The organism is Actinomadura luzonensis (assembly GCF_022664455.2).
Taxonomy (GTDB): Bacteria; Actinomycetota; Actinomycetes; order Streptosporangiales; family Streptosporangiaceae; genus Nonomuraea; species Nonomuraea luzonensis.
In genome coordinates this window covers 830978-854808 of the sequence record NZ_JAKRKC020000001.1, presented here as the reverse complement: position 1 = coordinate 854808, position 23831 = coordinate 830978, and the positions used below count along the sequence as shown (strand labels likewise).

The window sequence follows — 23831 nt, the reverse complement described above, 5'->3', positions numbered from 1 at the left end:
TGGTTGTTTCTCAGGGTTACGGCGGTTATGGCGGGAAGGAAACACCCGGTTACATTCCGAACCCGGAAGTTAAGCTTCTCTGCGCCGATGGTACTGCACTCGGGAGGGTGTGGGAGAGTAGGTCACCGCCGGACAATCTTTATGGGAAGGCCCCGACGCCTAGCGTCGGGGCCTTTCTGCGTTTCAGGGGGACTGCAGGAGCGGTTCTATGCGGTACGGGATCTGGGTGCTCAGGGCGATCGTGGTGTCCGTGCGTTGCACGGCGGGGGAGGCCAGGACGCGGGCGATGATCTCCTGCAGGTGATCGGTGCTCCTGGCGACCACGCGGCAGAGCAGGTCGTGCTGGCCGCTGGTGCCGTGCACCTCCAGGATCTGCGGCACGGCGCGCAGGGCGGCGACCGCTTCCTCCAGCCGGCCCTGCGCGATCTGGAGCCAGACGAAGGCCAGGATGGGGTGGCCGGCGGCGGCCGGGGAGACGGTGGGGCCGAAGTCCTCGATGACGCCCCGGGCGGTCAGCTTCTCGACGCGGGCCTGGACGGTGCCGCGCGCCACTCCGAGGAGCCGGGCCAGTTCGGTCAGGCCGATGCGCGGGTGCGCGCGCATGGTCACGAGCAGGCGGGCGTCGAGCTGGTCCACGAGGGGCCTCCAGGGGGACTGTGCGGTTCGACCAGGAAACGCCGGTTCAGGCGCGCGGAAGTGAGCGTATCGCGCAGTTCGATTGGGCGCTCTTGCCAGGGAAAGCGCGACTTGCTGTTATCTGGGCATGTTTGAGGAAGCACAGTACTTCGCGCCGGTCGCCGCCCAGGAGGACGGGTCGGTGGTGGTGGAGCTGGCGGCGTCGCATCCGGGGTTCGCGGATCCGGTGTACCGGGCGCGGCGCAACGCCATCGCGGGGCTGGCGCTCGGTTACCAGCCGGGGACGCCCATCCCGGAGGCCGAGTACACCGAGCAGGAGCACGAGGTGTGGGCGATGGTCAGCCGGGAGCTGGCGATCAAGCACGCCAAGTACGCCACGGCCGAGTACCTGGACGGCGTGTCCCGCCTGGGGCTGCCGGTCGACCGGATCCCGCAGCTGGAGGAGGTCTCCCGGCTGCTGGAGCCGCTGACCGGGTTCCGGTACCTGCCGGCGGCGGGGCTGGTGCCGCTGCGCGACTTCTACGGCGTGCTCGCGGACGGGTTCTTCCACTCGACGCAGTACATCCGCCACCACTCGGTGCCCTTCTACACGCCGGAGCCGGACGTCGTGCACGAGGTGATCGGGCACGCCAACGCGCTGGCGAGCGACCGTTACGCCGCCCTCTACCGGCTGGCGGGTCAGGCCGCGCGGCGGGTCGAGGGGGAGGAGGCGCTGGAGTTCGTGTCGAAGGTGTTCTGGTTCACCCTGGAGTTCGGGGTGATGCGGGAGCAGGGCGAGCTGCGGGCGTACGGTGCGGGGATCCTGTCGTCGTACGGGGAGATCGAGGAGTTCCGCGGGATGGACATCCGGCCGCTGGACCTGGCGGCCATGGGGACCACGCACTACGACATCACGAAATATCAGGACGTGTTGTTCCGGGCCGAGTCCCTCGACCAGTTGGAGGACGTCGTGGGCGGCTTCTGGGACTCCTGCGACGACGACTCGATCGCGAAACTGATCGCCTCGGCGCTCTAGCAGGTTCGTCCGGGTTCTCGCCATAATGCCCGGGTGATCGCGGGCCGGGGGCAGGTGGCAGCACGTGTGCTGCTCGCCCTCGCCCTGGTCCTGTCGCTGCTCACGGTCCCGGTCGAGCCGGCCGCTCCGGTACTGGGGCGATGGCGGGCGGACGCGGCGGCTGCCCGGCCCCTGCCCCTGTACGGAGGAGCGGTGACGGACATGGCGGCGAACATGGAGCGGGTCGCCGCCCTGGAGACGGTGCGGCCGGTCCCGGCGAAGCGGATCACCGAGCGGCTGGACCGCTATCTGGCCGGTCGCCCGGGGCCGGTCACCGCTGAGGTCAAGGACCTGACGACGGGACAGCGCTACCGCTACCACCCGGGCGAACGGCTGATCACGGCCAGCAGCTCCAAGGTGCTCATCCTCATGGGGCTGCTGCTGAGGACCCCGTGGAAGAAGCTGCCCGGCGGCGTGCGGCGGGACGCCGAGCAGATGATCCGCTACAGCGACAACCACGCCGCCGACCGGTTGTGGCTGCGGATCGGGGGCGCGAGCGGGTTCACCGAGGCGGCGCGGCGGTTCGGGCTGAAACATACCCGGGGCGTGCCGGGTGCCTGTGTGGACCTGTACTGCTGGGGGATCACCCGTACGTCCGTCGATGACCAGATCCGCCTCATGAGTGCTCTGGTGTCCCCCAGGAGCCCGCTGAAGGCCAAGGAGCGCGCCAGGGTGCTCGACCTCATGGGGTCGGTCGTGGACGGCCAGAACTGGGGTCTGAGCGCCGCCGCGTGCCGGGACGACCGGGTGGCGCTGAAGAACGGCTGGCTCAAGCGGGTCTCCACCGAGCGCTGGGCCGTCATCACCGTCGGCCTGATCAGGGACGACGGCCACGACTACGCCGTGGCCGTGCTCAGCGAGGGCAGCCCGGAGGTAGCGACCGGCATCGCGACCGTCGAGGGCGTCGCTCAGCGCGTCATGCGCGGCTTTCGGCGATGCCCGGCGTGACCAGCCGGTAGCCGACGCCGCGCACGGTCTGGATGAGCTGGTCGTCCTCGTCGCCGAGCCGCGCGCGCAGCCGCTTGACGTGCACCGCGATGGTGTTCGTCGAGGTCGTGCCGGCGGCGTGCCACACGTGCCGCATGATCTGCTCGCGGGTGACCGTGCGGTCGGCGTTGCGCATCAGGTACTGCAACAGCTCGAACTCGCGCAGCGGCAGGTGCACGGTGCGCCCGCCGACGCGTACCTGGTAGGCCTGCACGTCGAGCTCGACGCCGCCGACCTGGAGCAGCTTGCGAGACTCGGGCGAGGCCGCCTGGATGAACGGCAGCAGCTCCGGCACCCGGTACGGCCTGGCCACGCAGGCGGCGGCCCCGGCCGCGAGCGCGCGGACGGCCTGCTCGGCGTGCCCCTCGCCGACGCCGAGCAGCACCGGCACGGCCCGGGCGAGCCGTACCGCGCGGACGAACTCGACCGCGTCGATGACCGGGAGCGTGGCCGAGACGAGCACCACGTCCGGCTGCAGAGCCCCGGCCTGCAGCAGCCCTTGGGCGCCGTCGGGCGCGCCGGTGACCGCGACGCCCTCGCGTTCGAGCGCGTCGGCCACGTCGTCGACCACGGTGCGGTCGGGGTCGGCGATGAGCAGTACGGGCTTGGTCCTCGTGTCCCCGTTCATCGTGGATGCCGCCTGCTGTCGGGTCATCAGCCGAAGCGCCCCGTGATGTAGTCCTCCGTGGCCTTCTGGCTGGGATTGGTGAACATGCGGGAGGTCTCGTCCATCTCGACGACCTTGCCGGGCTGGCCCTGCCCCGCCAGGTTGAAGAAGGCGGTGCGGTCGCTGACGCGGGCGGCCTGCTGCATGTTGTGCGTGACGATGACGATGGTGAACTCGTCCTTGAGCTTGGCCATCAGGTCCTCGATGGCCAGCGTGGAGATCGGGTCGAGGGCCGAGCAGGGCTCGTCCATGAGCAGCACCTGCGGCTTGACCGCGATCGCGCGGGCGATGCAGAGCCGCTGCTGCTGGCCGCCGGACAGGCCCGCGCCGGGCTTGTTGAGCCGGTCCTTGACCTCGTTCCAGAGGTTGGCGCCCTTGAGCGACTCCTCCACGATGCCGTCGAGCTGCGACTTCGACACACGGCCGTTGAGCCGCAGGCCGGCCGCGACGTTGTCGTAGATCGACATCGTGGGGAACGGGTTGGGACGCTGGAAGACCATGCCGATCATCCGGCGCACCGAGACCGGCTCGACGTTCGCGCTGTAGAGGTCCTCGCCGTCGAGCAGGACCTTGCCCTCGACGCGGGCGCCGGGGATGACCTCGTGCATGCGGTTCAGCGTGCGCAGGAACGTCGACTTGCCGCATCCCGACGGGCCGATGAACGCGGTGATCGAGCGAGGCTCGATGGTCATCGACACGTCCTCGATCGCTTTGTGCGACCCGTAGTACGCGTCCAGACCCGAGACCTGGATCTGCTTGGACATGAGCGGCGATACCCCCTATCGGCCCTTGGCGGGCGCACGCCACCAGGCGATCAGGCGCGCCACCAGGTTGAGCAGCATGACGATCAGAATGAGCACGAGGGCGGCGGTCCACGCGCGGTCGATGGCGGTGTCGTTCGGACGGGCCGCCTGGTCGAAGATGTAGAGCGGCAGGCCCATCTGCGGCCCGTTGAACGGGTCGTTGTTGATGGAGTCGGTGAAGAACACCGTGAGCAGGATCGGCGCGGTCTCGCCGGCCACGCGGGCGACGGCCAGCATGACGCCGGTGACGATGCCGGTGAACGCGGTGGGCAGCACGACCTTGAGGATCGTGCGCCACTTCGGCACGCCCAGCGCGTACGACGCCTCGCGCAGGTCGCCCGGCACCAGCCGCAGCATCTCCTCGGTGGATCTGACCACGGTCGGCATCATGAGGATGGACAGGGCCATCGCGCCCGCCCAGCCGCTGTACGGCATGCCGAGGAACAGGATCCAGAACGCGAGGACGAACAGGCCGGCAACGACCGAAGGGACGCCGGTCATGACGTCCACGAAGAAGCTGATGGCCCGGCTCAGCCGGCCGCCTCTGCCGTACTCCACCAGGTAGATGGCGGTGAGCAGACCGATCGGCACCGAGATGAGCGAGGCGAGCAGCACCTGTTCGAGCGTGCCGATGATGGCGTGGTAGGCGCCGCCGCCGGCGTCGCGCGCGCCGATGCCGCGCATCGAGTGGGTGAGGAACTCCAGGTCGAAGCGCTTCAGGCCGTTGGAGATGACCAGCCACAACACCGACACGAGCGGCACCACGGCCAGCAGGAACGCCAGGTAGACCAGGCCCTGGACGAAGCGGTCCTTGACCCGGCGGCCGGTCGAGATGTGCTGGATGGCGGCAGGCCGGACGGCCTCTTTCTGCAGGGTCATGCGCCGGCCCTCGCGTACTCCTTGCGGCGGTTGATGATCAGTCGGGCCGCCGTGTTGACCAGCAGGGTGATGATGAACAGCACCAGGCCGGAGGCGATCAGCGCGCCACGGCCGACCGGGGTGGCCTCGCCGAAGCCGTTGGCGATGTTGGCGGCGATGCTGTTGCCGTGCGGGGTGAGGATCTCGATGCTGATGTCGAAGGTGGCGGGGAAGATGAGCGCGACCGCGATGGTCTCGCCCATGGCCCGGCCGAGGCCGAGCATCGCGGCGCTGATGACGCCGGGCCGGCCGAACGGCAGCACCGCCATCCGGATCATCTCCCACCGGGTGGCGCCGAGCGCGAGCGCGGCCTCCTCGTTCATCCGCGGGACCTGGAGGAAGACCTCGCGGGAGATGGCCGCGATGATCGGCAGGATCATGATCGCCAGGACGATGCCGCCGGCCAGCATGGTCTTGCCGCCGATCGCGCCCTCGCCGGCGAACAGCGGGAACCAGCCGAGGGTGTCGTTGAGCCACTTGGACGGCTCCCTCAGCAGCGGCACGAGGAAGGCCATGCCCCACAGGCCGTAGACGACGCTGGGCACCGCGGCGAGCAGGTCGATCAGGTAGCCGAGCGGGCCCGCCACGCGGCGGGAGGCGTAGTGGGAGATGAACAGCGCGACGCCGACCGCGATCGGGGTGGCGATGACCAGCGCGATGCCCGAGCTGAGCACGGTGCCGAAGGCCAGCGCGCCGATGCCGAACACCTGGCTGCTGTTGGGCTCCCAGATGAGGTCGGTGAAGAAGTTGCCCTTGTTCGCCTGCAACGCCGGGATCGCCTCGCCGATGAGGAACACGGCGATGGCGGCCATGATCGCCAGCAGGACGATGCCGGCCCCGGTCGCGAGGAACTTGAAGGGGCCTTCACCGGAGGTGCGCCGCGAGGCGGGCCGGCTCGTGGCCGGCCCGCCGCCGCGGGTTCTCGTGTCGGTCGTCATCGGGTCTTAGGAGATGGCCTCGATGGCGGAGCGGACCTTGGTGAGCAGGCCACCGGCGAGCGGGGCGTAGCCCAGGTCCTTGAGCGCCGCCTGGCCCTCGTCGCTGGCGGTGTAGGTGAGGAACGACTTCACCAGCTTGGCCTCCTCGGCGGGCAGGCCCTTCTCGCAGGTGATCTCGTAGGTCACCAGGACGATCGGGTAGGCGCCGGCGGTCTTGGTGCCGTAGTCGATCGAGAGCTTGAGGTCGTTGCCGGTGCCCTTGATCTCGGCGCTCTCGACGGTCTTGGCGGCGCTGTCGGCGGTCAGCTCGACGAACTCGCCCGAGCCGTTGGCGACCTTGGCCTTCTGGAGCTGGGAGTTCTCGGCGAAGGACATCTCGACGTAGCTGATGGCGCCCTCGGTGTCCTTGACCGAGGAGGCGATGCCGTCGGAGCCCTTGGCGCCCTGGCCCTTGGCCTCGGCGGGCCAGGCCTTGGCCGGCTCGTACGGCCACTCGGCCGTGGCCTTGAGGAACTTGGTGAAGTTGTCGCTGGTGCCGGACTCGTCCGAGCGGTGGAACGCCTGGATCGGGGTGGAGGGCAGCTTGGCGTCGGGGTTGTCGGCCTTGATGGCCGCGTCGTCCCACTTGGTGATCTTGCTGCTGAAGATCCCGCCGATGGTCTTGGGGGAGAGCTGCAAACCCTCGACACCGGGCAGGTTGTAGACGACCGCGACCGGGCCGGTGACCATCGGGATGTTGATGGCCTTGCCGGTCTTGCAGCGGGCGTCGGCCTGGGCCGGCTCGCCCTTCTCGTCGTTCAGGGCCGAGTCGGAACCGGCGAAGGAGACCGTGCCCTGGATGAACGCCTGCACGCCGGCGCCCGAGCCGCTGGGCTGGTAGTTGATGCTCACCCCGGAGTTGGTGGCCTGGAAGTTCTTCTTCCACTCGTCAATGGCGTTGGCCTGTGCGGAGGAGCCCGCGGCGTTGATCGTGCCGCTCAGACCCGCGTTGTCGTTGCCCGCGGCGGGGGCGCTGGCGGAGGAGGTGCCGCTGGTGCCCGCGGAGGGGTTGTTGTCTGTGCCGCACGCAGCGAGCGAGAGCGCGCCGACGACGGCGACGGCGGCGAGCCGGCCTGCATACTTCACGGTTGGGTTCCTTTTCACTTGGTCCTTAGTCGCCGTTGAAGCTACGCAGCGAAAGTGACTCGGGTCCCTAGGAAGGGTGAACGTTCGGTGAACGCCCCTGGTCACCCTCATGATGGAAGGTATGACTTATCGCGTATGCGTCGTGTGCATGGGCAACATCTGCCGCTCGCCGATGGCCGAGGTGGTGTTGCGGAGGGTCCTGGAGGAGCGCGGGCTGGGCGACCGCGTCACCGTCGAGAGCGCCGGGACGGGCGACTGGCACGTGGGCGACCCCATGGACGAGCGGGCGCTCGGCATCCTCGCCGAGCACGGCTACGACGGGGCCGCGCACCGGGCCCGGCAGTTCACCGCCGACTGGTTCGACCGGTACGACCTGGTGCTGGCCATGGACCGGGACAACGTCCGCAACCTGCGGAGGCTCGCGCCCGCCGGGGTGGAGGTGCGGCTGTTCCGCTCCTTCGACCCGGCCGCGCCCGAGGGGGCCGAGGTGCCCGATCCGTACTACGGGGGCCGTGCGGGCTTCGAGGAGGTGCTCTCGCTGGTCGAGTCGGCCGCCGAGGGCGTGGCCAAGCACGTCGCCGATGAGATCGGTTAGGGAGCTCGGCACGTCCCACGGCCGGCGGCTGCGGCAGGGCGTGCTGGACGACGGGCGGCTGGTGTTCGTCAAGAGCGGGCCCGCCGCCGAGGCGTCCCAGGTGTTCGCCGCCGAGGCGGCCGGGCTGCGCTGGCTGGGCGAGGCGATGGCGGTGCCCGAGGTGGTCGAGGCGGGGGCGGACCGGCTGGTGCTGTCGTGGGTCGAGGAGGAGCGGCCGGGGCCGGCGGCGGCCGAGCGGTTCGGGCGGGAGCTGGCCCGGATGCACCGGGCGGGGGCGGCGGCGTTCGGCGCGCCGTGGCCGGGGTTCATCGCCGAGCTGCCGCTGGACAACCGGCCGTGCGGCACCTGGCCGGAGTTCTACGCGGCGCGGCGGGTGCTGCCCTTCCTGCGCCGGGCGCGGCTGCCGGCCGCCGACGTCGCCGAGGTCGAGCGGGCCGTGTCGCGCTTCGCCGAGGTGGCGGGGCCGGCCGAGCCGCCGTCGCGCATCCACGGGGACCTGTGGAGCGGGAACGTGCTCTGGTCGGGCGGCGCGGCCGTGCTGATCGACCCGGCCGCGCACGGCGGGCACCGGGAGACCGACCTCGCCATGCTGGCGCTGTTCGGGCTGCCGCACCTGGACCGGGTGCTCGGGGCCTACCGCGAGGAGTGGCCGCTCGCCGACGGGTGGCGGGAGCGGGTGCCGCTGCACCAGCTCCATCCGCTGCTGGTGCACGTGGTGCTGTACGGAGGGTCGTACCGGGGGAGCCTGATGGAGGCGGTGCGGCGGGTGCTGGCGCTGTGAGCCCGGCGCGAGAGTGAACGGCGCGGAAGTGAACGGCGTGGAAGTGAACGGCGGCTGAACGCGGGCCGGCTCAGCGGACGACCGTGCCGTTCAGCCGGGCGATGACCTCGTCGTGCAGGAGGCCGTTGCTGCAGACCAGGCTGCCGCCCTCCAGGCCGCGGACGCCCGCGGTGTCGGTCCAGACGCCGCCCGCCTCCTCGACGATCACGGTGAGCGCGGCCATGTCCCAGGGCGACAGCTCCGGCTCGGCGGAGAAGTCGACCGAGCCCTCGGCGACCATCATGTGCGACCAGAAGTCGCCGTAGGCGCGGGTGCGCCAGCAGCCGCGGCTGAGGTCGAGGAAGTTGTCCAGCTTGCCGGTCTTCTCCCAGCCGCCGAAGCTGGAGTACGAGAACGAGGCGTCCTCCAGCGTGGCGACCGAGGAGACGCGCATCCGGCTGGCCTTGGCCAGGCTCTTGCCGGTCCACGCGCCGCCGTCGGTGGCCGCCCACCAGCGCCTGCCGAGGGCCGGGGCCGAGACCAGGCCGACGACGACCCGGCCGTACTCCATGAGCGCGATCAGCGTGGCCCACACCGGGACGCCGCGCACGTAGTTCTTCGTGCCGTCGATGGGGTCGATGATCCACGACCGGGCGCCCCAGCCGGTCCGGCCGAACTCCTCGCCCACGACCGCGTCGCGGGGCCGGGCGCGGCGCAGCGTGCCGCGGATGGCCTCCTCGACGGCGCGGTCGGCGTCGCTGACCGGGGTGAGGTCGGGCTTGGTGTCGACCTTGAGATCGACGGCCTTGAACCGCCGCATGGTCAGGTCGTCGGCCGCGTCCGCCATGACGTGCGCGAGGCGTAGATCGTCGCTGTAACCCTGCACGGTCGCCCACGCTACCGTGTCGGGTATGACGAACATCAGTCACAGACGGCTCTTTTCTGGTAACCGCCGTTTCAGTTACTGGCCAGTAGCATGTGCATATGTCGTTGGATGTCGGTGCTCTGTTGCTGCAAACCGTCCCCTTTGCCCGGACTCTGGGTGTCGTCTTCGACGAGGTGAGCGACGGGCGGGCGGTCTGCCGGCTGCCCGATCGCGAGGACCTGCACAACCACGTGGCGGGGCCGCACGCCGGGGCGCTGTTCACGCTCGCGGAGTCGGCGTCGGGGGCGGCCATGCTCTCCCTGCTGGGCGACCAGCTCGGCCGGGCGGTGCCGCTGACCACCGGGGCCACGGTCGAGTACCGCAAGTTCGCCGAGGGCGAGGTGCGGGCGGAGGCGCGGCTGCGGGCGACGCGCGATGAGGTGGTCGCCCAGCTGGACGCGGGGGAGCGGCCCGTCTTCGACGTGGCGGTGGAGCTGAGGGACGGCGCGGGCACGCTCGTCTCGACCGTGGACATCACCTGGACCCTCCGGCCCCACCGCTCCTGAGGGGCCCGCTCCTGAGCGGCGTGCTCTTGGGGGCGTGCTCTTGGGGGGCTATGCCGAGCGGTCGGGGGCGGAGTCGTCCAGGGAGCCCTCGCGGCTCGACAGGAGGCGGCGCAGGGACTCCAGGCGGGCCGGGTCGGCGTTGCCGGCGGCCACCCAGGCGTCCAGCGCGCAGCCGTCACCCAGGTGCGTGCAGCCCTTGGGACAGTCGACCGTGCCCTCGACCAGGTCGGGGAAGGCGGCGAGCACCGTCTCCACCGACACGTGGGCGAGGCCGAAGCTGCGCACCCCGGGCGTGTCGATGATCCAGCCGCCCTCGGGCAGCTCCAGCGCCACCGCCGACGTGGACGTGTGCCGCCCCCGCCCGGTGACCGCGTTGACCTGCGAGACGGCCCGGTTGGCGTCCGGGACCAGGGCGTTGACCAGGGTCGACTTGCCCACCCCCGAGTGGCCCACCAGGACGCTGATGCGCCCGTCCAGGTGCTCGCGCAGCTCCTCCAGCGAGCCGCCCTTGCGGACGGTCACGTGGGAGACGCCCAGCGGCTCGTACAGGGCCACCAGGTCGTCGGGCGGCGCGAGGTCGGACTTGGTGAGGCAGAGCAGGGTGTCGATCTCGGCGTCGAAGGCCGCCACCAGGATGCGGTCGATCATGCGCGGCCGGGGCGGCGGGTCGGCGAGCGCGGCCACGATGACGAGCTGGTCGGCGTTGGCCACGATCGGGCGCTCGATGCCGTCGGTGTCTTCGGTGTCGTCGGCCGAGCGGCGCAACATCGAGGTGCGCGGCTCCACCCGGACCACCCTGGCCAGGGTGTCGGGACGGCCCGACACGTCGCCCACCAGCGCCACCCGGTCGCCGACGACGATGCCCTTGCGGCCCAGCTCGCGGGCCTTCATCGCGACCACCAGCCGGCCCTGCTGCCGCCGGCGCCGCTGCGCCGAGCCCTTGGGGCGCTCGGGCTCGACCAGGACGGTGTAGCGGCCCCGGTCGACGGCGACCACGAAGCCCTCGACGGCGTCCTCGTGCGCAGGACGGATGCGGGTGCGCGGCCGTGAGCCCTTGCCCGGCCTGACCCGTACGTCGTCCTCGTCGTACTCCCGCTTCCTCAGCGGTCCGCTCCCATGCGCTCGCTTCCCCTTCTCACAGGCTGATTCTCACAGGCTGATTCTCACAGGCTGATTCTCACCGGCTCATTCTCACCGGCCGCGCGCCTTCGGGCACGGCCGGACGGCGCCGGAGGACGTGGACAGGTGGCGGGCGGCGCCGTGCGGGCAGCACGCCGGCCCGGGTCGCCCCCTTGCGAGGTGCCCGGAGCACCGACCGCGAAACCAGACCGGCTCCGCATGCCCGCGACGCCACGAAGATCACCGGGCTCCCAGCATCGCCGCCCACATGCCGGCGAACTCCGGCAGGGTCTTGGCGGTCGTCGCGATGTTCTCCACCTCCACGCCGGGCACCCGGAGCCCGATCACCGCGCCCGCCGTGGCCATGCGGTGGTCGTCGTAGCTGTGGAAGACGCCGCCGTGCAGCGGCCGCGGCCGGACGACCAGGCCGTCGGCGGTCTCCTCGGCGTCGCCACCGAGCCGGTTGATCTCGGTGGCGAGCGCGGCCAGCCGGTCGGTCTCGTGGCCGCGCAGGTGGGCCACGCCGCGGATGCGGGTGGGCGTGGCGGCCAGCGCGGCCAGGGCGGCGATGGTGGGGGTCAGCTCGCCCACCTCACGCAGGTCGGCGTCGATGCCGGTGATCTCGCCGGTGCCGGTGACCACCAGGTCGCCGTCGTCGTGGCGGACGGCGGCGCCCATCGAGGTGAGCAGGCCGCGCAGCGCGTCGCCCGGCTGGGTGGTGGCGCGCGGCCAGCCGGGGATGGTGACCGTGCCGCCGGTGACGAGGGCCGCGGCGAGGAACGGGGCCGCGTTGGACAGGTCGGGCTCCACGGTGACGTCCTGGGCCGCGATGGGCCCCGGCTCGACCCGCCACACGTCGGGCTCGCTGTCGTCGACAGTGACGCCGGCCGCCCGCAACATCTGCACGGTCATCAGGATGTGCGGCTGGGACGGCACCGGCGGCCCCACGTGCCGCACCGTGACGCCCTTGGCGAACCGCGCGGCCGACAGCATCAGCCCCGACACGAACTGCGACGAGCCCGAGGCGTCGAGCGTGACCTCGCCGCCGGTCAGCGGCCCGCTGACGGTGAACGGCAGCGCGTCGTGGTCGACCCGGGCCCCGAGCGCCCGCAGGGCGTCGAGGATGGGCCCCATCGGGCGCTTGCGGGCGTGCGGGTCGCCGTCGAAGGAGACCGGCCCGTCGGCCAGCGCCGCGATCGGCGGCACGAAACGCATGACGGTGCCGGCGAGGCCGGCGTCGATGGCCGCGCCGCCGCGGATCGGGCCGGGCGTGACGTGCCAGTCGACGCTCGCCGCGGTCTCGCCCGAGGGCTCCAGCCGGGCGCCGAGCGCGCGCAGCGCGGCCACCATGAGGTCGGCGTCGCGGCTGCGCAGCGCCTTGCGCACCACGCCCGGGCCGTCGGCGAGGGCGGCCAGGACGAGCGCGCGGTTGGTCACCGACTTGCTGCCGGGCAGCGGCACGGTGGCGCTGACGGGAGTGGCGGCGGTGGGCGCGGGCCAGTGCGGAGCGGGCATGGTCAAAGCCTATCGGGGCGTGACGGGCCGGGACACGACCTGTGGACGACGGCCGGGGACGCCCGTCCGTGAACATGCGATCGAAAGCCGTACGTGGCAGTGTGGGGACATGTGCGGTAGATACGCCTCGGCGCGCAAGAAGCACGAGCTGCTGGAGGAGTTCCAGGTCGAGCTGGACGGCGAGCCCGACAAGGAGCTGGGCGCCGACTACAACGTCGCGCCCACGAAGAACGTCTACGCCGTGATGGACCGCGTGCCCAAGGACGGCGACCGCGCGGTCCGCCAGCTCAGGGTCGTCAAGTGGGGCCTGGTGCCCCCGTGGGCGAAGGACCCGTCCATCGGATCGCGGATGATCAACGCGCGGATCGAGACGGTGGCCGAGAAGCCGTCCTACCGGAAGGCGTTCGCCAAGCGGCGCTGCCTGCTGCCGGCCGACGGCTACTTCGAATGGATGCCGGTCGAGGGCGAGAAGCGCAAGAAACAGCCGTACTTCATCCATCCGGCCGACGGCGGGGTGCTGGCCATGGCCGGCCTGTACGAGTTCTGGAAAGACCCTTCGCGCGAGGACGACGACCCGTTGAAATGGCTCGTCACGTGCACCGTCATCACCACGAACGCCGAGGACCACCTGGGCCGCATCCACGACAGGATGCCCATGATGATCGAGCGTGAGCGGTGGGCGGAATGGCTCGACCCCGAGCTCACCGACACCGAGGAGGCCGTGCGCCTGCTGGTCCCGGCCGAGCAGGGGCGGCTCACCGCGTACGCGGTCTCGACCGATGTCAACAACGTCAGAAACAATGGGCCCGACCTCATCAAACCTCTCCCTGAACAGGAGGAGACAGCGCTTTTCTGAAGGTGTAAGAAGCGGGGTAAGTGGGCATCCGGTGGGGAAAGCGAGTGCATCCGTTTACTCGATGTCACCGCCATAAATGCCCCTCAATTGCACCGGGCGGGACATCCGGGGAGTCCTCGCCGCGGGCTGCTCTCATTTACCCGGAGGTGCGGATTCGTGGACGTCACGACCGCTCGTGAGCGGCTGGAAGACATGCTCGCCGAACTGGATCGCTCGATCGCCGTTCTCCAGGGAGACCCGGTCGCCGTGCGCGACCACTCGGCCGCCGACGCCGGCTCCGACCTGACCGACGCCGACCGCGCCCAGGCCATGCTCACCGTGGCCACGACGCAGCGGCGCGCGGTCGTCGAGGCGTTGAAGCGCCTGGAGGAAGGCGTCTACGGCCAGTGCGTCGACTGCGGCAAGCCGGTGCCGGAGGGCCGCCTGGAGGCGCGCCCCGAGGCCGCCCGCTGCGTCGAGTGCCAGGGCAAGCAGGAGCGGCGCCGCTGACGGTCCCCGCGCGGGGAGCGCGCCGCCGGACACGAAGAACGGCGGGTCTCCCCGGGGGCGTCAGCCCTTCTTGCGGGCGCTGGCCACCAGGTGGATGCCGACGGTGTCGTCGTCGTCCGGGTGGGCCTCCAGCTCGGTGCGCACGAGCCAGGTCAGGGAGCGCGCGTCGGAGCCGAGCACGTGGTCCACCGTGGACGGCGACAGCACCGTGCGCGGCCGCATCCACTCCACCTCCAGCCCGGCGCCGATCAGCAGCTCGCGGAGCTGGGTGCTGCTGAAGCAGCGGGTGATGCTGCCGTCGGGCCAGGGCACGAGCATGACCTCGCCGGTCTGCCGCAGGTGCTGCCACTGCTCCTGCTCGGCGAGGATCGCCATGCCGAGCACCAGCGAGTCGACGCACACGAGCGCCCGGCCGCCCGGCCGCAGCACCCGCGCCACGTCGCTCATGGCCGACTCCGCCATGAGCTCGATCGACATCACCCGCTCCTCGGCGAGCACCGCGTCCACGCTCGCATCGGGAAGGAACGCCAGATCGTCGGCGCGTATATGACGAACCCGGTCAGCGTCCCGCAATCGGGACTGCGCGTCCACGGTGCGGCGGAAGTCCAGCACCTCGATCACCTTGTGCCCGGCCCTGGCCGCCTGCCCGGACCAGCGGCCCCGGCCGCCGGACAGGTCGAGGATCACCGAGGGGTCGGCGGGGAGCCAGCGGTTGAGTTGTTCGGCGGCGACGGCGCGGTAGAAGGTCCAGTACGGCCCGAGCGTCCCTGAGCCGTTGAGTTCCTCGGCCGGAATGGGCAGCACACGCGACTCCTGGGTGACGGAAAAAGGGCTACCAGCCGGTACGTATGGACGTTCCCCGCACCGGGTCCTTCGTACCTTCTATCTTGCGGGAACAGACGAGGGCGCGGGGGTGTTGCGACGAGCATGCTCACATTGGCAGCCCCCCTCCCCGATGCCCGGCCAGGCGCGGCCCAGCGGGTAACATCCCCTGAGTACGGTGTCCCGCAGCAGCCGGCCACCGGTGATCTTAGGGGGGTGGGTCCGGTGCCCGCGACAGGCGCGGAGACGCTGGAGCAGCGAAGCGAGCGGTTCGAACGCGACGTCATGCCGTATCTCGAACAGCTCTACAGCGCCGCGCTCCGGATGACCCGGAATCCCGCGGACGCGGAAGACCTCCTGCAGGAGACCTTCGCCAAGGCGTTCGCCTCGTTCCATCAGTTCCAGCAGGGCACCAACCTCAAGGCGTGGCTCTACCGGATCCTGACGAACACCTTCATCAACAGCTACCGCAAGAAGCAGCGGGAGCCGAAGCAGTCCGGCACCGAGGAGATCGAGGACTGGCAGCTCGCGCGGGCCGAGTCCCACACATCGAGCGGTCTGAAGTCGGCCGAGGTCGAGGCGCTGGAGCACCTGCCCGACGGCGACATCAAGCAGGCGCTCGCGGCGCTGCCGGAAGAGTTCAGGATCGCGGTCTACCTGGCCGACGTCGAAGGCTTCCCCTACAAGGAGATCGCCGACATCATGGGCACTCCGATCGGCACCGTGATGTCGAGGCTGCACAGGGGACGCAGGCAGCTTCGGGGCCTCCTTGAGGACTACGCCCGTGAGCGCGGCCTGGTCCCGGCGGAGGAAACGAAATGAGCTGTGGCAACCCGCACGACACCGACTGCCGCGAGGTGCTCGACAAGGTCTACGCCTACCTCGACGGCGAGCTGACCGACCACGACGTCGTCGAGATCCGCGTGCACCTCGACGAGTGCAGCCCTTGCCTCAAGGAGTACGACCTGGACAAGGCGGTCAAGGCGCTCGTCGCCAAGCACTGCGGCTGCGACCCGGTGCCGGCCGACCTGCGTTCCAAGGTGCTGGCCCGCATCGCGCAGGTGAGGGCCGAGCTCGCCGACTAGGATGCTCCCCATGCGCGTGTTGGTCACCGGGGGTGCCGGGTTCATCGGATCCAATCTCGTCGATCGGCTGCTGGCCGACGGTCACGAGGTCCACGTCGTGGACGATCTGTCGTCCGGCAGCAGGGACAACCTGACCGGGGCCGCCGCGAGCGCCCGGTTCCGGCTGCACGTCCTCGACGTGCGCGACGCCGCCCTCGTGGGGCTCGCCGCCGAGCTGCAGCCGGAGGTCGTCTGCCACCTGGCCGCGCAGATCAGCGTGCGCAAGAGCGTCGCCGACCCGGCGCACGACGCCTCCCTCAACGTCGAGGGCACCGCCCGCGTGCTGGAGGCGGCCCACCAGGGCCGCACGCGCAAGGTGGTCTTCGCCTCGTCGGTGGCGGTCTACGGGCGGCCGGCGACCATCCCGGTGCCCGGTGACGCGCCGACCGACCCGCGCTCGCCGTACGCGGCCTCCAAGCTGAGCGGCGAGACCTACCTCGCCGCCTTCCGCGCCCTGCACGGCATCGAGTACACCACGCTCGTGCTCTCCAACGTCTACGGCCCGCGCCAGTCGCCCGACGGCGAGGCCGGCGTCGTGTCGATCTTCACCGACGCCCTGCTCGCCGGCACGCCCACGGTGGTGTTCGGCGACGGCACGCAGACCCGCGACTACGTCTACGTCGAGGACGTCGTCGACGGCTTCGCCCGCGCCTGCGGCCAGCGGGGCGACGGCCGCCGCTTCAACCTCGGCACCGGCATCCAGACCACCGACCGCCGCCTGCACTCGCTCATCGCCGACGCCGCCGGCGCGCCCGACAAGCCGGGCTTCGCCCCGCCGCGCCTCGGCGACCTGCCCGCCATGGCGGTCGACCCGGTGCCCGCCCACGAGGGCCTCGGCTGGCAGCCGCGCACCGACCTCGCCACCGGGATCAAGCACACCGTCGAGTGGGCCAGGAGCCGTCGCCGCACGTAGTGACTTGATTACGCTTTGCTTGCGATTTCCTGCGAGGCCGGTGCGGAGGCGCCGTCTTCTGTAGCGTGACATCCAGAAGTCGACGTGGAGGCAGCTGGATGGTGAAGGTGACGGTCGCCCGGCCGCTGGCGGCTCGCGCGCTGCGCGGCGGCCCCGGCGGTCCCTGGGGCGGTCCGTCAGGCGGCCCGTACGGCGCGCCGGTGGGCTCGACGCCTCCCGGCGTGTCCTGGACCTGACGACGCCGTAGGGGGAGCCGCATGCGTGACCTGCCCTGGCCCGCGAGGGTCTACCTGGTCGCCGTCATCGGCGCGGCGGCCGCGCTGATCGCCCGCAGCGCGCTCGTCACCGGCGCGCCGGTGGCCACCGACGACCTCGACGTCCTGCTGGTGCTCGCCCTGCTGTTCCTGGTGTGCGAGTCGATGCCGACGCTGCTCAACGTCGAGCAGTTCGCGGTGTCGGTCAGCTTCTCGGCCTCCCTGGCCGCCGTGGTGCTCATCGGCCCCGACGGCGCGGCGCTGGTCGGGCTGACCGCCGTGCTGAGCGTCCGGCCGGGGCTGCCGCTGATCAAACGCCTGTTCAACGGGGCCCAGTTCGCCATCTGCGGCTACGCGGCCGGGCAGGTCTACCTGGCGCTCGACGGGCGGGTGGGCGTCCCGCAGGTCAACGCCTTCGACGACCTCATCGGGCCGTACGCGGCGGCCACCGCTGTCTTCGTGCCGCTCAACATCGTGCTCACGCTCACCATGATCGCCCTGGCCACCGGGGTGCGGGCCACCGAGGTGCCGATGCGCGGCATGGCCCAGTTCCTGCTGTCCTACCTCGGCTACGGCACGTTCGGCCTGCTGGTGGCCGGGCTGTGGGCGACCGTGCAGTCGATCTCGGCGGTGCTGGTGCTGCTGCCGCTGTTCGTGGCGCGGTGGGCGTTCGGGCAGTACCACGCGCAGCAGCGCTCCTACGACGCGACGATCGCCGCCCTGTGCCAGGCCGTGGAGACCAAGGACTACTACACCAGAGGCCACTGCACGCGCGTCTCGCACGCCTCCTCGATGATCGCCCAGGAGATCGGCATGGGCCTGGAGCGGGTGCGGGCCATCCGCTACGCCGGCATGCTGCACGACGTCGGCAAGCTCGGCGTGCCCACCAAGGTGCTGCAGAAGGACGGGCCGCTCACCGAGGAGGAGTTCGCCGCGATCCAGCTCCACCCGATGCGCGGCCTGGAGATCGTGCGCGGCATCGGCTTCCTCGACGAGGCCTACGCCGGCATCATGCACCACCACGAGAAGCACGACGGCACCGGCTACCCGATGGGGCTGGCCGGCGACGAGATCCCCGAGTTCGCCAAGGTCATCGCGGTCGCCGACGCGTTCGACTCGATGACCTCCGACCGCTCCTACCGCGGCGCGCGGCCGGTTCCGGTGGCCATCGAGGAGCTGCGCAAGAGCGCGGGCACCCACTTCGACCCCGTCATGGTCGACGCCTTCATCCGGGCGCTCGAACGCGAGCCGTGGCAGCCGCCGCGCCGCGTCGACCCGCCGCCGCCCGACGCCGCGGGCACGCCCATCAAGGACCACGACGACCCCACCATGCCGATCCAGGTCGTGACCGGACAATGATCGCCACCGAGCGCGCAGCCCGCACCACAGGACGCTCCTTCAACACCGTCCTGCGCAAGCTCGACTCGGGCCAGCTCCTGCTCATCTGCGCCGCCGGCCTGGTCGCCGTCGCGGGCGTGGCCCACACGGCCACGGTCGGGCTCGACCGGCCGGAGATCGCCGTCGGGTTCGGCGCGCTGATCGCGGTCGGCGAGCTGGCCCGGCTCACCATGCCGGGCAACCGCGAGGTCGCGCCCATCGGCGCCGCCGCCGCGCTCGGCTACACGTTGCTGCTCGACCTCAGCCAGAACCCGCTGACGCACTCGGCGCTGCAGGTCGTGGCGGTCATCGCGGTCGGCATGGCGGCGGGGGCCGCGCCGCACCTGGCCGTCGGCCGCCCGCCCCGGCTGGACGCGATGGCCCGCCGCCTGCTCACCGGCGCGTTGCTGGCCTTCGCCTTCCGCCCGCTGGCCGACCCGCTGCGCCGGCTGACCGAGCCGCCCACCAGCACGTGGTGGCCGGCGCTGGCGGTGATGGTCACGCTCATCGCGGTCAGCCTGCTCGTCGACGTGCTGATCGCCGCCTGGCTGCGGGCCGAGCAGGTGCGCACCGCGTTCCGGGTGGCGGTGCGCGACGAGCTCAACATGGCCTTCCCGCTGGGCGCGGCGGTGGCCGCCTCCGGCGTGCTGCTGGCTCTCGCCACGCACAGCATGGACCTCGTGGCGCTGCTGGTGTTCGCCGCGCCGCTGCTGGTCACGCAGGTCGCCTTCCGCAAGTACGCCGGCATCCGGGCGACGTACCTGCAGACCGTGCGCGCCCTGTCGCGCGTCACCGAGGTCGGCGGCTACGTCGAGCCGGGTCACTCGCGCCGGGTCAGCCGCCTGGCCGTGGCCGTCGGCAGAGAGCTCGGCATGGCCGAGCCCGAGCTGCTGGAGCTGGAGTACGCGGCGCTGATGCACGACATCGGCCAGCTCTCGCTGCGCGACCCCATCCCCGGCGGCGCGACCGTGCTGACCGAGCCGGAGCAGGCCCGCCGCATCGCCGAGCTGGGCGCCGAGGTGATCAGGCAGACCGGCGTGCTCGACCGGGTGGCCGAGGTGGTCAGGCGGCAGTGCGACCCGATCTCCGACGACCCGCCGCTGTCGAGCCGCATCATCAAGGTCGCCAACGCCTACGACGACCTGGTTGGCCCCTCCACCGACCGCGACCGCGCGGGCGCGGCGCTGGAGCGCATCCGGCTGACCCCGGGCGGCGCCTACGACCCGCACGCGCTGGAGGCGCTGGCCCGGGTGATCGACCGCGGCCGGCTCTGAGCCACCGGTTGTGGGGTTCCTCCAGAAGATAGGGGTCCCGCTGTCGGGCTGCTGACCACGCGGACCCGTGGCAGGCGGCCCTAAGGTGGACACATCGATCGAACAGGGAGGTCGCGGTGGCTGAGGTACGCGCTGAGATGGTGGCCAACGTCTGGCAGGTCATCGTCCGCGAGGGCGACACCGTCTCGGAGGGCGACACGCTGGTCATCCTCGAGTCCATGAAGATGGAGATCCCGGTGATCGTCGAGGACGGCGGGGTCGTGGCGCAGCTCAAGGTCGCCGAGGGCGACGTCATTCAGGAGGGCGACCTCATCGCCGTCATCGACTAGCGGCCCGCGCGAGGAACGTGGCGCGGTCGACCACCACGCGCTCGATGGTGCCGCGGCCCACGACGCCGTGCTTGTCGTGGGCCTCGAAGGCGAAGACCAGCCGGCGGCCGTCGACCTCGGTGAGCTCGGCGCCGACCTGCACGTGCGTGCCGAGCGGGCTGGCGGCCAGGTGTTCGAGCTCGACGCGGGTGCCGACCGAGGTCTCGCCGGGCGCGAGGTGCTTCTCGACCGCCCGTACGGTCGCCGCCTCGGCCAGCGCGAGCAGCCGCGGTGTGGCCAGCACGGGCACGTCGCCGCTGCCCGCCCGCTTCGCGGTGTCCGACATCTCGACCATGATGAGCAGCTGAGAGCGGAGGCCAGGAGCGAGCGTCATGGGGTCAGCCTATCGATAGGGGGCCCGAGTTCCCGGAAACGCGGACAAGTGCCACCAGAAGGGCCCAGGATATGGTTTGTACGGCTTAAGACATTTGAGTGGCATGTGGGTCAGGTGAGTCGTACACTCTCTGAGTTCCGTGACCACTGTGTTACCTCGCCGCGACACAAGTTCGCTTTGTTGGGAACCCGCGGGGGCGAGAGGTTACAGAGGTAGGAGGGTAGCGGGGGAATCATGGTGGCCCAAGGAACCACACTGGCGGGGCGGTATCGGCTCGATACCCGCATCGGCGCCGGTGGCATGGGCGAGGTGTGGCGAGGCGAGGACACCGTGCTCGCGCGCACCGTCGCCGTCAAGGTGCTGCTCCCGGGCCGCATGCAGGACCCCGGCTTCGTCGCTCGCTTTCAGGGGGAAGCGCGGGCGATGGCCACGATCAACCACTCCGGCGTCGTCGACGTCTACGACTACGGGGTGAGCGGCGACACCGTCTACCTGGTGATGAAGTTCGTCGACGGCGAGCCGCTCGACCGGCTGCTCGCCCGGCTGGGCCGCATCCCGCCGCAGGCGGCCATGGAGCTCATCGCGCAGGCCGCCTCCGCCCTGCAGGCCGTCCACGACCAGGGCATCGTGCACCGCGACGTCAAGCCGGGCAACCTGCTCGTGCAGCGCGACGGCACACTCGTGCTCACCGACTTCGGCATCGCCCGCTCCGACCTCGCCAACCGGCTCACCGACGCCGGCATGGTGCTCGGCACGGCCGCGTACTGCGCGCCCGAGCAGGCCGAGGGCGCGCCCGTCACGCCCGCCGTCGACATCTACGCGCTCGGCGTCGTCGCCTACGAGTGCCTGGTGGGGCAGCGGCCGTTCGACGGTGACAGCGCCGTCACGATCGCGCTCAAGCACATCCGCGAGGCCCCGCCGCCGCTGCCCCCGGACATCCCGCAGCCCGTCCGCGCCCTGGTCGAGATCGCGCTGTCGAAGGACCCGGCCCGGCGGTTCCCGTCGGCCAGGGCCATGAGCGAGGCCGCCAGGGCCGTCGCCAGCGGGCAGACCCCGGCCCTTCCCGAGCAGGCGCCGGCGCAGCCGCCGGTCACCGGGGCCACCATGGCGCCCCCGGCCGACTACCCCGTCCAGCAGGGCCAGACGGGGCACTACGACGCGTACAAGACCGGCGCCCGGATGGCCGCAGGGGAGCAGACCACGGTCGCCGAGCGGCGCGGCGGGCGGCGAGCCGCCAAGGCCGCCCCCCGCAGGGGCGGGCTGATCGCGGGCATCGCCGCCGTGGTGGTGCTCGGCGCGGGGGCGACGGCCGTCGCCCTCACCGGCATGACCACCGACCCCACGCCCGCTCCCACCACGAGCCACCTCAGCGACGCCGAGAAGTCGCCCACCCCGACCACGTCCAAGCCCAAGAGAACCAGGACGCGGACGCCCACCCCCAAGCCCACCATCACCCGGCACCAGCCCGTGGAGACCTCGGAGGAGCCGACCCCCACCGCCACGCCGAGCAAGACCCCCACCGCCACCCCGTCGAAGACCCCCACGAACAGCCCCTCGCCGAGCGTGAAGAAGTCGCAGGTGCCCAAGGTCGTCGGCATGCAGTACCAGGAGGCACAGCAACTCGTCTCGGACGCCGGGTTCGACGCCCACGTGACCAACAACACGGTCACCACGGACGGCCTGCGCTGCGGCCGGGTGGCCTCCCAGTCCCCGGCCGGCGGGTCGTGGCTGGAAGCGGGCAAGGTGGTCAAGCTGGTCGTCGTCGACGGCGTCTGCGAGACGCCGACGCCGACCGCCAGCCCGACCACCAGCGCGAAGTAGCGCTCACACGCCCGTGGTGTTGCGGGGGTAGGCGATCTGCGGGTCGGTGGCGATGTTCACCATGTACGGGATGCCGGAGTTGAACGCCCTGCGCAGCGCGGGGCCGATCTCCGACGGCTTGGTGACCAGCTCGCCGCCGCCGCCGAGCGCGGTGACCACCTGGTCGTAGCGGCACTGGGGCTGCAGCTCGGCGGCCACGTCGTAGCCGTACAACATCTGCATGGGGTGCTTCTCCAGGCCCCAGATGCCGTTGTTGCCGCAGACCATGACGACCGGCAGGCGGTGGCGGACCAGGGTGTCCACGTCCATCAGCGAGAAGCCCGCCGCGCCGTCGCCGAGCAGCAGCACCACCTGCGAGGACGGCCTGGCCAGGCGGGCCGCGACGGAGTAGCCGAGGCCGGTGCCGAGGCAGCCGTACGGGCCCGGGTCGAGCCAGTTGCCCGGCCGGCGCGGCTCGACGTACTTGCCGGCGTAGGAGACGAAGTCGCCGCCGTCGCCGATGACCACGGCGTCGTCGTCGAGGAGCTTGCCCAGCTCGCCGTAGACGCGCATGGGATGGATCGGGTCGGAGTCGGCGGCCAGCAGCTCGGCGTCGCCCGCGATGGCCGCCGCGGCGGCGTCGGCGAGCCTGCCGGCCCAGGAGGCGTACGCGTCCGGCTTGACCCCGGCCTCGCCGCAGGCCGCGCCGAGCCCCCAGAACACCACCGACAGGTCGCCGGCGGCCTTCGCGGCCGGCTGCACGTGCGTGGCGAGCTGCGACGGCGCGTCGACGATGTGCACGACGCGGGCCAGAGGCGCGCCGTCCTTGCCGCCGAACCAGCCGTAGCCGAGCCGGAAGTCGAGCGGCGTGCCGACCACGATCACCAGGTCGGCCTGCGCGAAGGCGAGCCCGCGGGCGCGCGTGACCAGCAGCTCGTGACCGGCGGGCAGGATGCCGCGGCCCTGGCCGTTGGGGATGACCGGCAGCCGCCAGGTCTCGGCGAAGTCGCGGGCGGCCTCCTCGGCCCGGTCCATCCAGACGTCGGAGCCGTAGACCAGCACCGGGCGCTCGGCCTCGGCCAGCAGCCGCGCGATGGAGGCCAGGTCGTCGGGGTCGGGCTCCAGCGGCGAGGGCGTCTGCGTCTGCACCTCGTGCGGCTCGCCGGGGGCGAACAGGTGGTCCATGTAGAAGTCGAGGAAGACCGGGCCGCGGTGCGGCGCGACCGCCGTGCGGAAGGCCATCTCGACGTCCTGGCCGACCGAGTCGGCCCCGCCCGAGGTGAACGCGAGCTTGGTGATCGGGTCGAGCAGCGGCGGGTGGTCCATCTCCTGGAGGGCGCCGCTGCCCCAGCGGGACCTCGGCGCCCGGCCGCCGAGGACGACCACCGGCGAGCCGTTGAAATGGGCGGTGGCGACCCCGCTGACGCCGTTGGTGATGCCGGGGCCGGCGGTCAGCACGGCCAGGCCGGGTTTCCTGGTCAGCCTGGCGGTCGCCTCCGCGGCGAACACGGCGCTCTGCTCGTGGCGTACGTCGAGGATGCGCATGCCCTCGTGCACCGCGCCGTCGTAGAGCGGGAAGACGTGCCCTCCCGACAGGGTGAACATGGTCTCGGCGCCGTAGGCCTTGGACACGGCGACGGCGACGTCACCGGCGTGCTTCGCAGACTCCATG

The 23831-nt window shown here is 71.5% G+C and carries 27 protein-coding genes and 1 rRNA gene; 16 read left to right on the top strand and 12 right to left on the bottom strand.

The features are described 5' to 3' along the window. Positions 1-17 precede the first annotated feature (17 nt). Positions 18-134, top strand: a 5S ribosomal RNA gene (gene rrf, locus MF672_RS04020). Between the two features lie 49 nt (positions 135-183). Here rrf and MF672_RS04015 read toward each other — a convergent pair. Next, positions 184-636 (bottom strand): Lrp/AsnC family transcriptional regulator, encoded by a 453-nt coding sequence (locus MF672_RS04015; RefSeq protein ID WP_242375977.1) that lies wholly within the window; start codon positions 634-636, stop codon positions 184-186. Between the two features lie 127 nt (positions 637-763). Between MF672_RS04015 and MF672_RS04010 the strand changes: the two genes are divergently transcribed. Beyond that, positions 764-1651, top strand: coding sequence for a phenylalanine 4-monooxygenase (locus MF672_RS04010; RefSeq protein WP_242375976.1), 888 nt, complete (start codon positions 764-766; stop codon positions 1649-1651). A gap of 33 nt (positions 1652-1684) precedes the next feature. Next, complete coding sequence (locus MF672_RS04005) at positions 1685-2638, top strand: serine hydrolase (RefSeq protein ID WP_242375975.1); 954 nt, start codon at positions 1685-1687, stop codon at positions 2636-2638. Here MF672_RS04005 and MF672_RS04000 read toward each other — a convergent pair. The 5 genes from MF672_RS04000 to pstS are packed head-to-tail and all read right to left on the bottom strand — an operon-like array spanning position 2607 to position 7128. Next, positions 2607-3305, bottom strand: coding sequence for a response regulator transcription factor (locus MF672_RS04000; RefSeq protein WP_242375974.1), 699 nt, complete (start codon positions 3303-3305; stop codon positions 2607-2609). The genes MF672_RS04005 and MF672_RS04000 overlap by 32 nt on opposite strands. Before the next feature lie 26 nt (positions 3306-3331). Further along, complete coding sequence (gene pstB, locus MF672_RS03995; RefSeq protein WP_242375973.1) at positions 3332-4108, bottom strand: phosphate ABC transporter ATP-binding protein PstB; 777 nt, start codon at positions 4106-4108, stop codon at positions 3332-3334. 15 nt (positions 4109-4123) lie between these two features. Further along, on the bottom strand, positions 4124-5026 hold the full coding sequence (gene pstA / locus MF672_RS03990; protein ID WP_242375972.1) for a phosphate ABC transporter permease PstA: 903 nt from the start codon (positions 5024-5026) through the stop codon (positions 4124-4126). Continuing rightward, positions 5023-6003, bottom strand: coding sequence for a phosphate ABC transporter permease subunit PstC (gene pstC / locus MF672_RS03985; protein WP_242375971.1), 981 nt, complete (start codon positions 6001-6003; stop codon positions 5023-5025). The genes pstA and pstC overlap by 4 nt, the downstream gene beginning before the upstream one ends. A 6-nt stretch (positions 6004-6009) precedes the next feature. Then, the gene (gene pstS / locus MF672_RS03980; RefSeq protein WP_242375970.1) at positions 6010-7128 is read right to left on the bottom strand and encodes a phosphate ABC transporter substrate-binding protein PstS; all 1119 of its coding nucleotides are present in this window, start codon (positions 7126-7128) and stop codon (positions 6010-6012) included. Positions 7129-7249: 121 nt separating this feature from the next. On the opposite strand from pstS, the gene MF672_RS03975 reads away from it, so the two are divergent. Then, positions 7250-7723 carry a low molecular weight protein-tyrosine-phosphatase gene (locus tag MF672_RS03975; RefSeq protein ID WP_242375969.1) on the top strand — a complete coding sequence of 158 codons (474 nt, stop codon included), beginning with the start codon at positions 7250-7252 and terminating at the stop codon, positions 7721-7723. Continuing rightward, complete coding sequence (locus MF672_RS03970; protein ID WP_242375968.1) at positions 7710-8504, top strand: fructosamine kinase family protein; 795 nt, start codon at positions 7710-7712, stop codon at positions 8502-8504. The genes MF672_RS03975 and MF672_RS03970 overlap by 14 nt, the downstream gene beginning before the upstream one ends. Positions 8505-8574: 70 nt before the next feature. Here the strand turns inward: MF672_RS03970 and hisN are convergent, their stop codons facing one another. Next, a complete protein-coding gene (hisN, locus tag MF672_RS03965) occupies positions 8575-9405 on the bottom strand; it encodes a histidinol-phosphatase (RefSeq protein ID WP_407654699.1) in 831 nt (276 codons plus the stop codon). Positions 9406-9467: 62 nt separating this feature from the next. Between hisN and MF672_RS03960 the strand changes: the two genes are divergently transcribed. Then, on the top strand, positions 9468-9914 hold the full coding sequence (locus tag MF672_RS03960; RefSeq protein ID WP_242375966.1) for a DUF4442 domain-containing protein: 447 nt from the start codon (positions 9468-9470) through the stop codon (positions 9912-9914). Between the two features lie 48 nt (positions 9915-9962). Here the strand turns inward: MF672_RS03960 and rsgA are convergent, their stop codons facing one another. Both rsgA and aroA read right to left on the bottom strand, forming a co-directional pair. Then, a complete protein-coding gene (rsgA, locus tag MF672_RS03955) occupies positions 9963-11018 on the bottom strand; it encodes a ribosome small subunit-dependent GTPase A (protein WP_242375980.1) in 1056 nt (351 codons plus the stop codon). 255 nt (positions 11019-11273) lie between these two features. After that, a complete protein-coding gene (aroA, locus tag MF672_RS03950; RefSeq protein ID WP_242375965.1) occupies positions 11274-12548 on the bottom strand; it encodes a 3-phosphoshikimate 1-carboxyvinyltransferase in 1275 nt (424 codons plus the stop codon). Between the two features lie 109 nt (positions 12549-12657). Here aroA and MF672_RS03945 point away from each other — a divergent pair, with 109 nt between their 5' ends. Both MF672_RS03945 and MF672_RS03940 read left to right on the top strand, forming a co-directional pair. Beyond that, the gene (locus MF672_RS03945) at positions 12658-13404 is read left to right on the top strand and encodes an SOS response-associated peptidase (RefSeq protein ID WP_242375964.1); all 747 of its coding nucleotides are present in this window, start codon (positions 12658-12660) and stop codon (positions 13402-13404) included. Positions 13405-13560: 156 nt separating this feature from the next. Then, the gene (locus tag MF672_RS03940) at positions 13561-13893 is read left to right on the top strand and encodes a TraR/DksA family transcriptional regulator (RefSeq protein ID WP_242375963.1); all 333 of its coding nucleotides are present in this window, start codon (positions 13561-13563) and stop codon (positions 13891-13893) included. Positions 13894-13953: 60 nt separating this feature from the next. On the opposite strand, the gene MF672_RS03935 is transcribed toward MF672_RS03940, so the two are convergent. Then, a complete protein-coding gene (locus MF672_RS03935) occupies positions 13954-14697 on the bottom strand; it encodes a class I SAM-dependent methyltransferase (protein ID WP_242375962.1) in 744 nt (247 codons plus the stop codon). Positions 14698-14931: 234 nt separating this feature from the next. On the opposite strand from MF672_RS03935, the gene MF672_RS03930 reads away from it, so the two are divergent. The 7 genes from MF672_RS03930 to MF672_RS03900 all read left to right on the top strand — a co-directional run bounded on the left by MF672_RS03930 (position 14932) and on the right by MF672_RS03900 (position 19986). After that, a complete protein-coding gene (locus tag MF672_RS03930; protein ID WP_020544180.1) occupies positions 14932-15537 on the top strand; it encodes a sigma-70 family RNA polymerase sigma factor in 606 nt (201 codons plus the stop codon). Then, the gene (gene rsrA / locus MF672_RS03925) at positions 15534-15800 is read left to right on the top strand and encodes a mycothiol system anti-sigma-R factor (protein ID WP_242375961.1); all 267 of its coding nucleotides are present in this window, start codon (positions 15534-15536) and stop codon (positions 15798-15800) included. The genes MF672_RS03930 and rsrA overlap by 4 nt, the downstream gene beginning before the upstream one ends. 10 nt (positions 15801-15810) lie before the next feature. Then, entirely contained in the window at positions 15811-16752 is a 942-nt protein-coding gene (locus tag MF672_RS03920) for an NAD-dependent epimerase/dehydratase family protein (protein WP_242375960.1), read from the top strand. A gap of 98 nt (positions 16753-16850) precedes the next feature. After that, entirely contained in the window at positions 16851-16988 is a 138-nt protein-coding gene (locus MF672_RS03915) for a hypothetical protein (RefSeq protein WP_242375959.1), read from the top strand. 21 nt (positions 16989-17009) lie between these two features. After that, on the top strand, positions 17010-18365 hold the full coding sequence (locus MF672_RS03910; protein ID WP_242375958.1) for an HD-GYP domain-containing protein: 1356 nt from the start codon (positions 17010-17012) through the stop codon (positions 18363-18365). Further along, the gene (locus MF672_RS03905) at positions 18362-19657 is read left to right on the top strand and encodes an HD-GYP domain-containing protein (RefSeq protein ID WP_242375957.1); all 1296 of its coding nucleotides are present in this window, start codon (positions 18362-18364) and stop codon (positions 19655-19657) included. The genes MF672_RS03910 and MF672_RS03905 overlap by 4 nt, the downstream gene beginning before the upstream one ends. Positions 19658-19773: 116 nt before the next feature. After that, positions 19774-19986 (top strand): biotin/lipoyl-binding carrier protein, encoded by a 213-nt coding sequence (locus MF672_RS03900; protein WP_242375956.1) that lies wholly within the window; start codon positions 19774-19776, stop codon positions 19984-19986. Here the strand turns inward: MF672_RS03900 and MF672_RS03895 are convergent. Next, a complete protein-coding gene (locus MF672_RS03895; RefSeq protein ID WP_242375955.1) occupies positions 19976-20359 on the bottom strand; it encodes a thioesterase family protein in 384 nt (127 codons plus the stop codon). The two genes, MF672_RS03900 and MF672_RS03895, sit on opposite strands and share 11 nt — an antisense overlap. Positions 20360-20593: 234 nt before the next feature. Here MF672_RS03895 and MF672_RS51210 point away from each other — a divergent pair, with 234 nt between their 5' ends. Further along, positions 20594-22180 carry a serine/threonine protein kinase gene (locus MF672_RS51210; RefSeq protein WP_302893151.1) on the top strand — a complete coding sequence of 529 codons (1587 nt, stop codon included), beginning with the start codon at positions 20594-20596 and terminating at the stop codon, positions 22178-22180. A 3-nt stretch (positions 22181-22183) separates the two neighbouring features. On the opposite strand, the gene MF672_RS03880 is transcribed toward MF672_RS51210, so the two are convergent. Next, a complete protein-coding gene (locus MF672_RS03880) occupies positions 22184-23830 on the bottom strand; it encodes an acetolactate synthase (protein ID WP_242375953.1) in 1647 nt (548 codons plus the stop codon). Between the last annotated feature and the right edge of the window lies 1 nt (position 23831).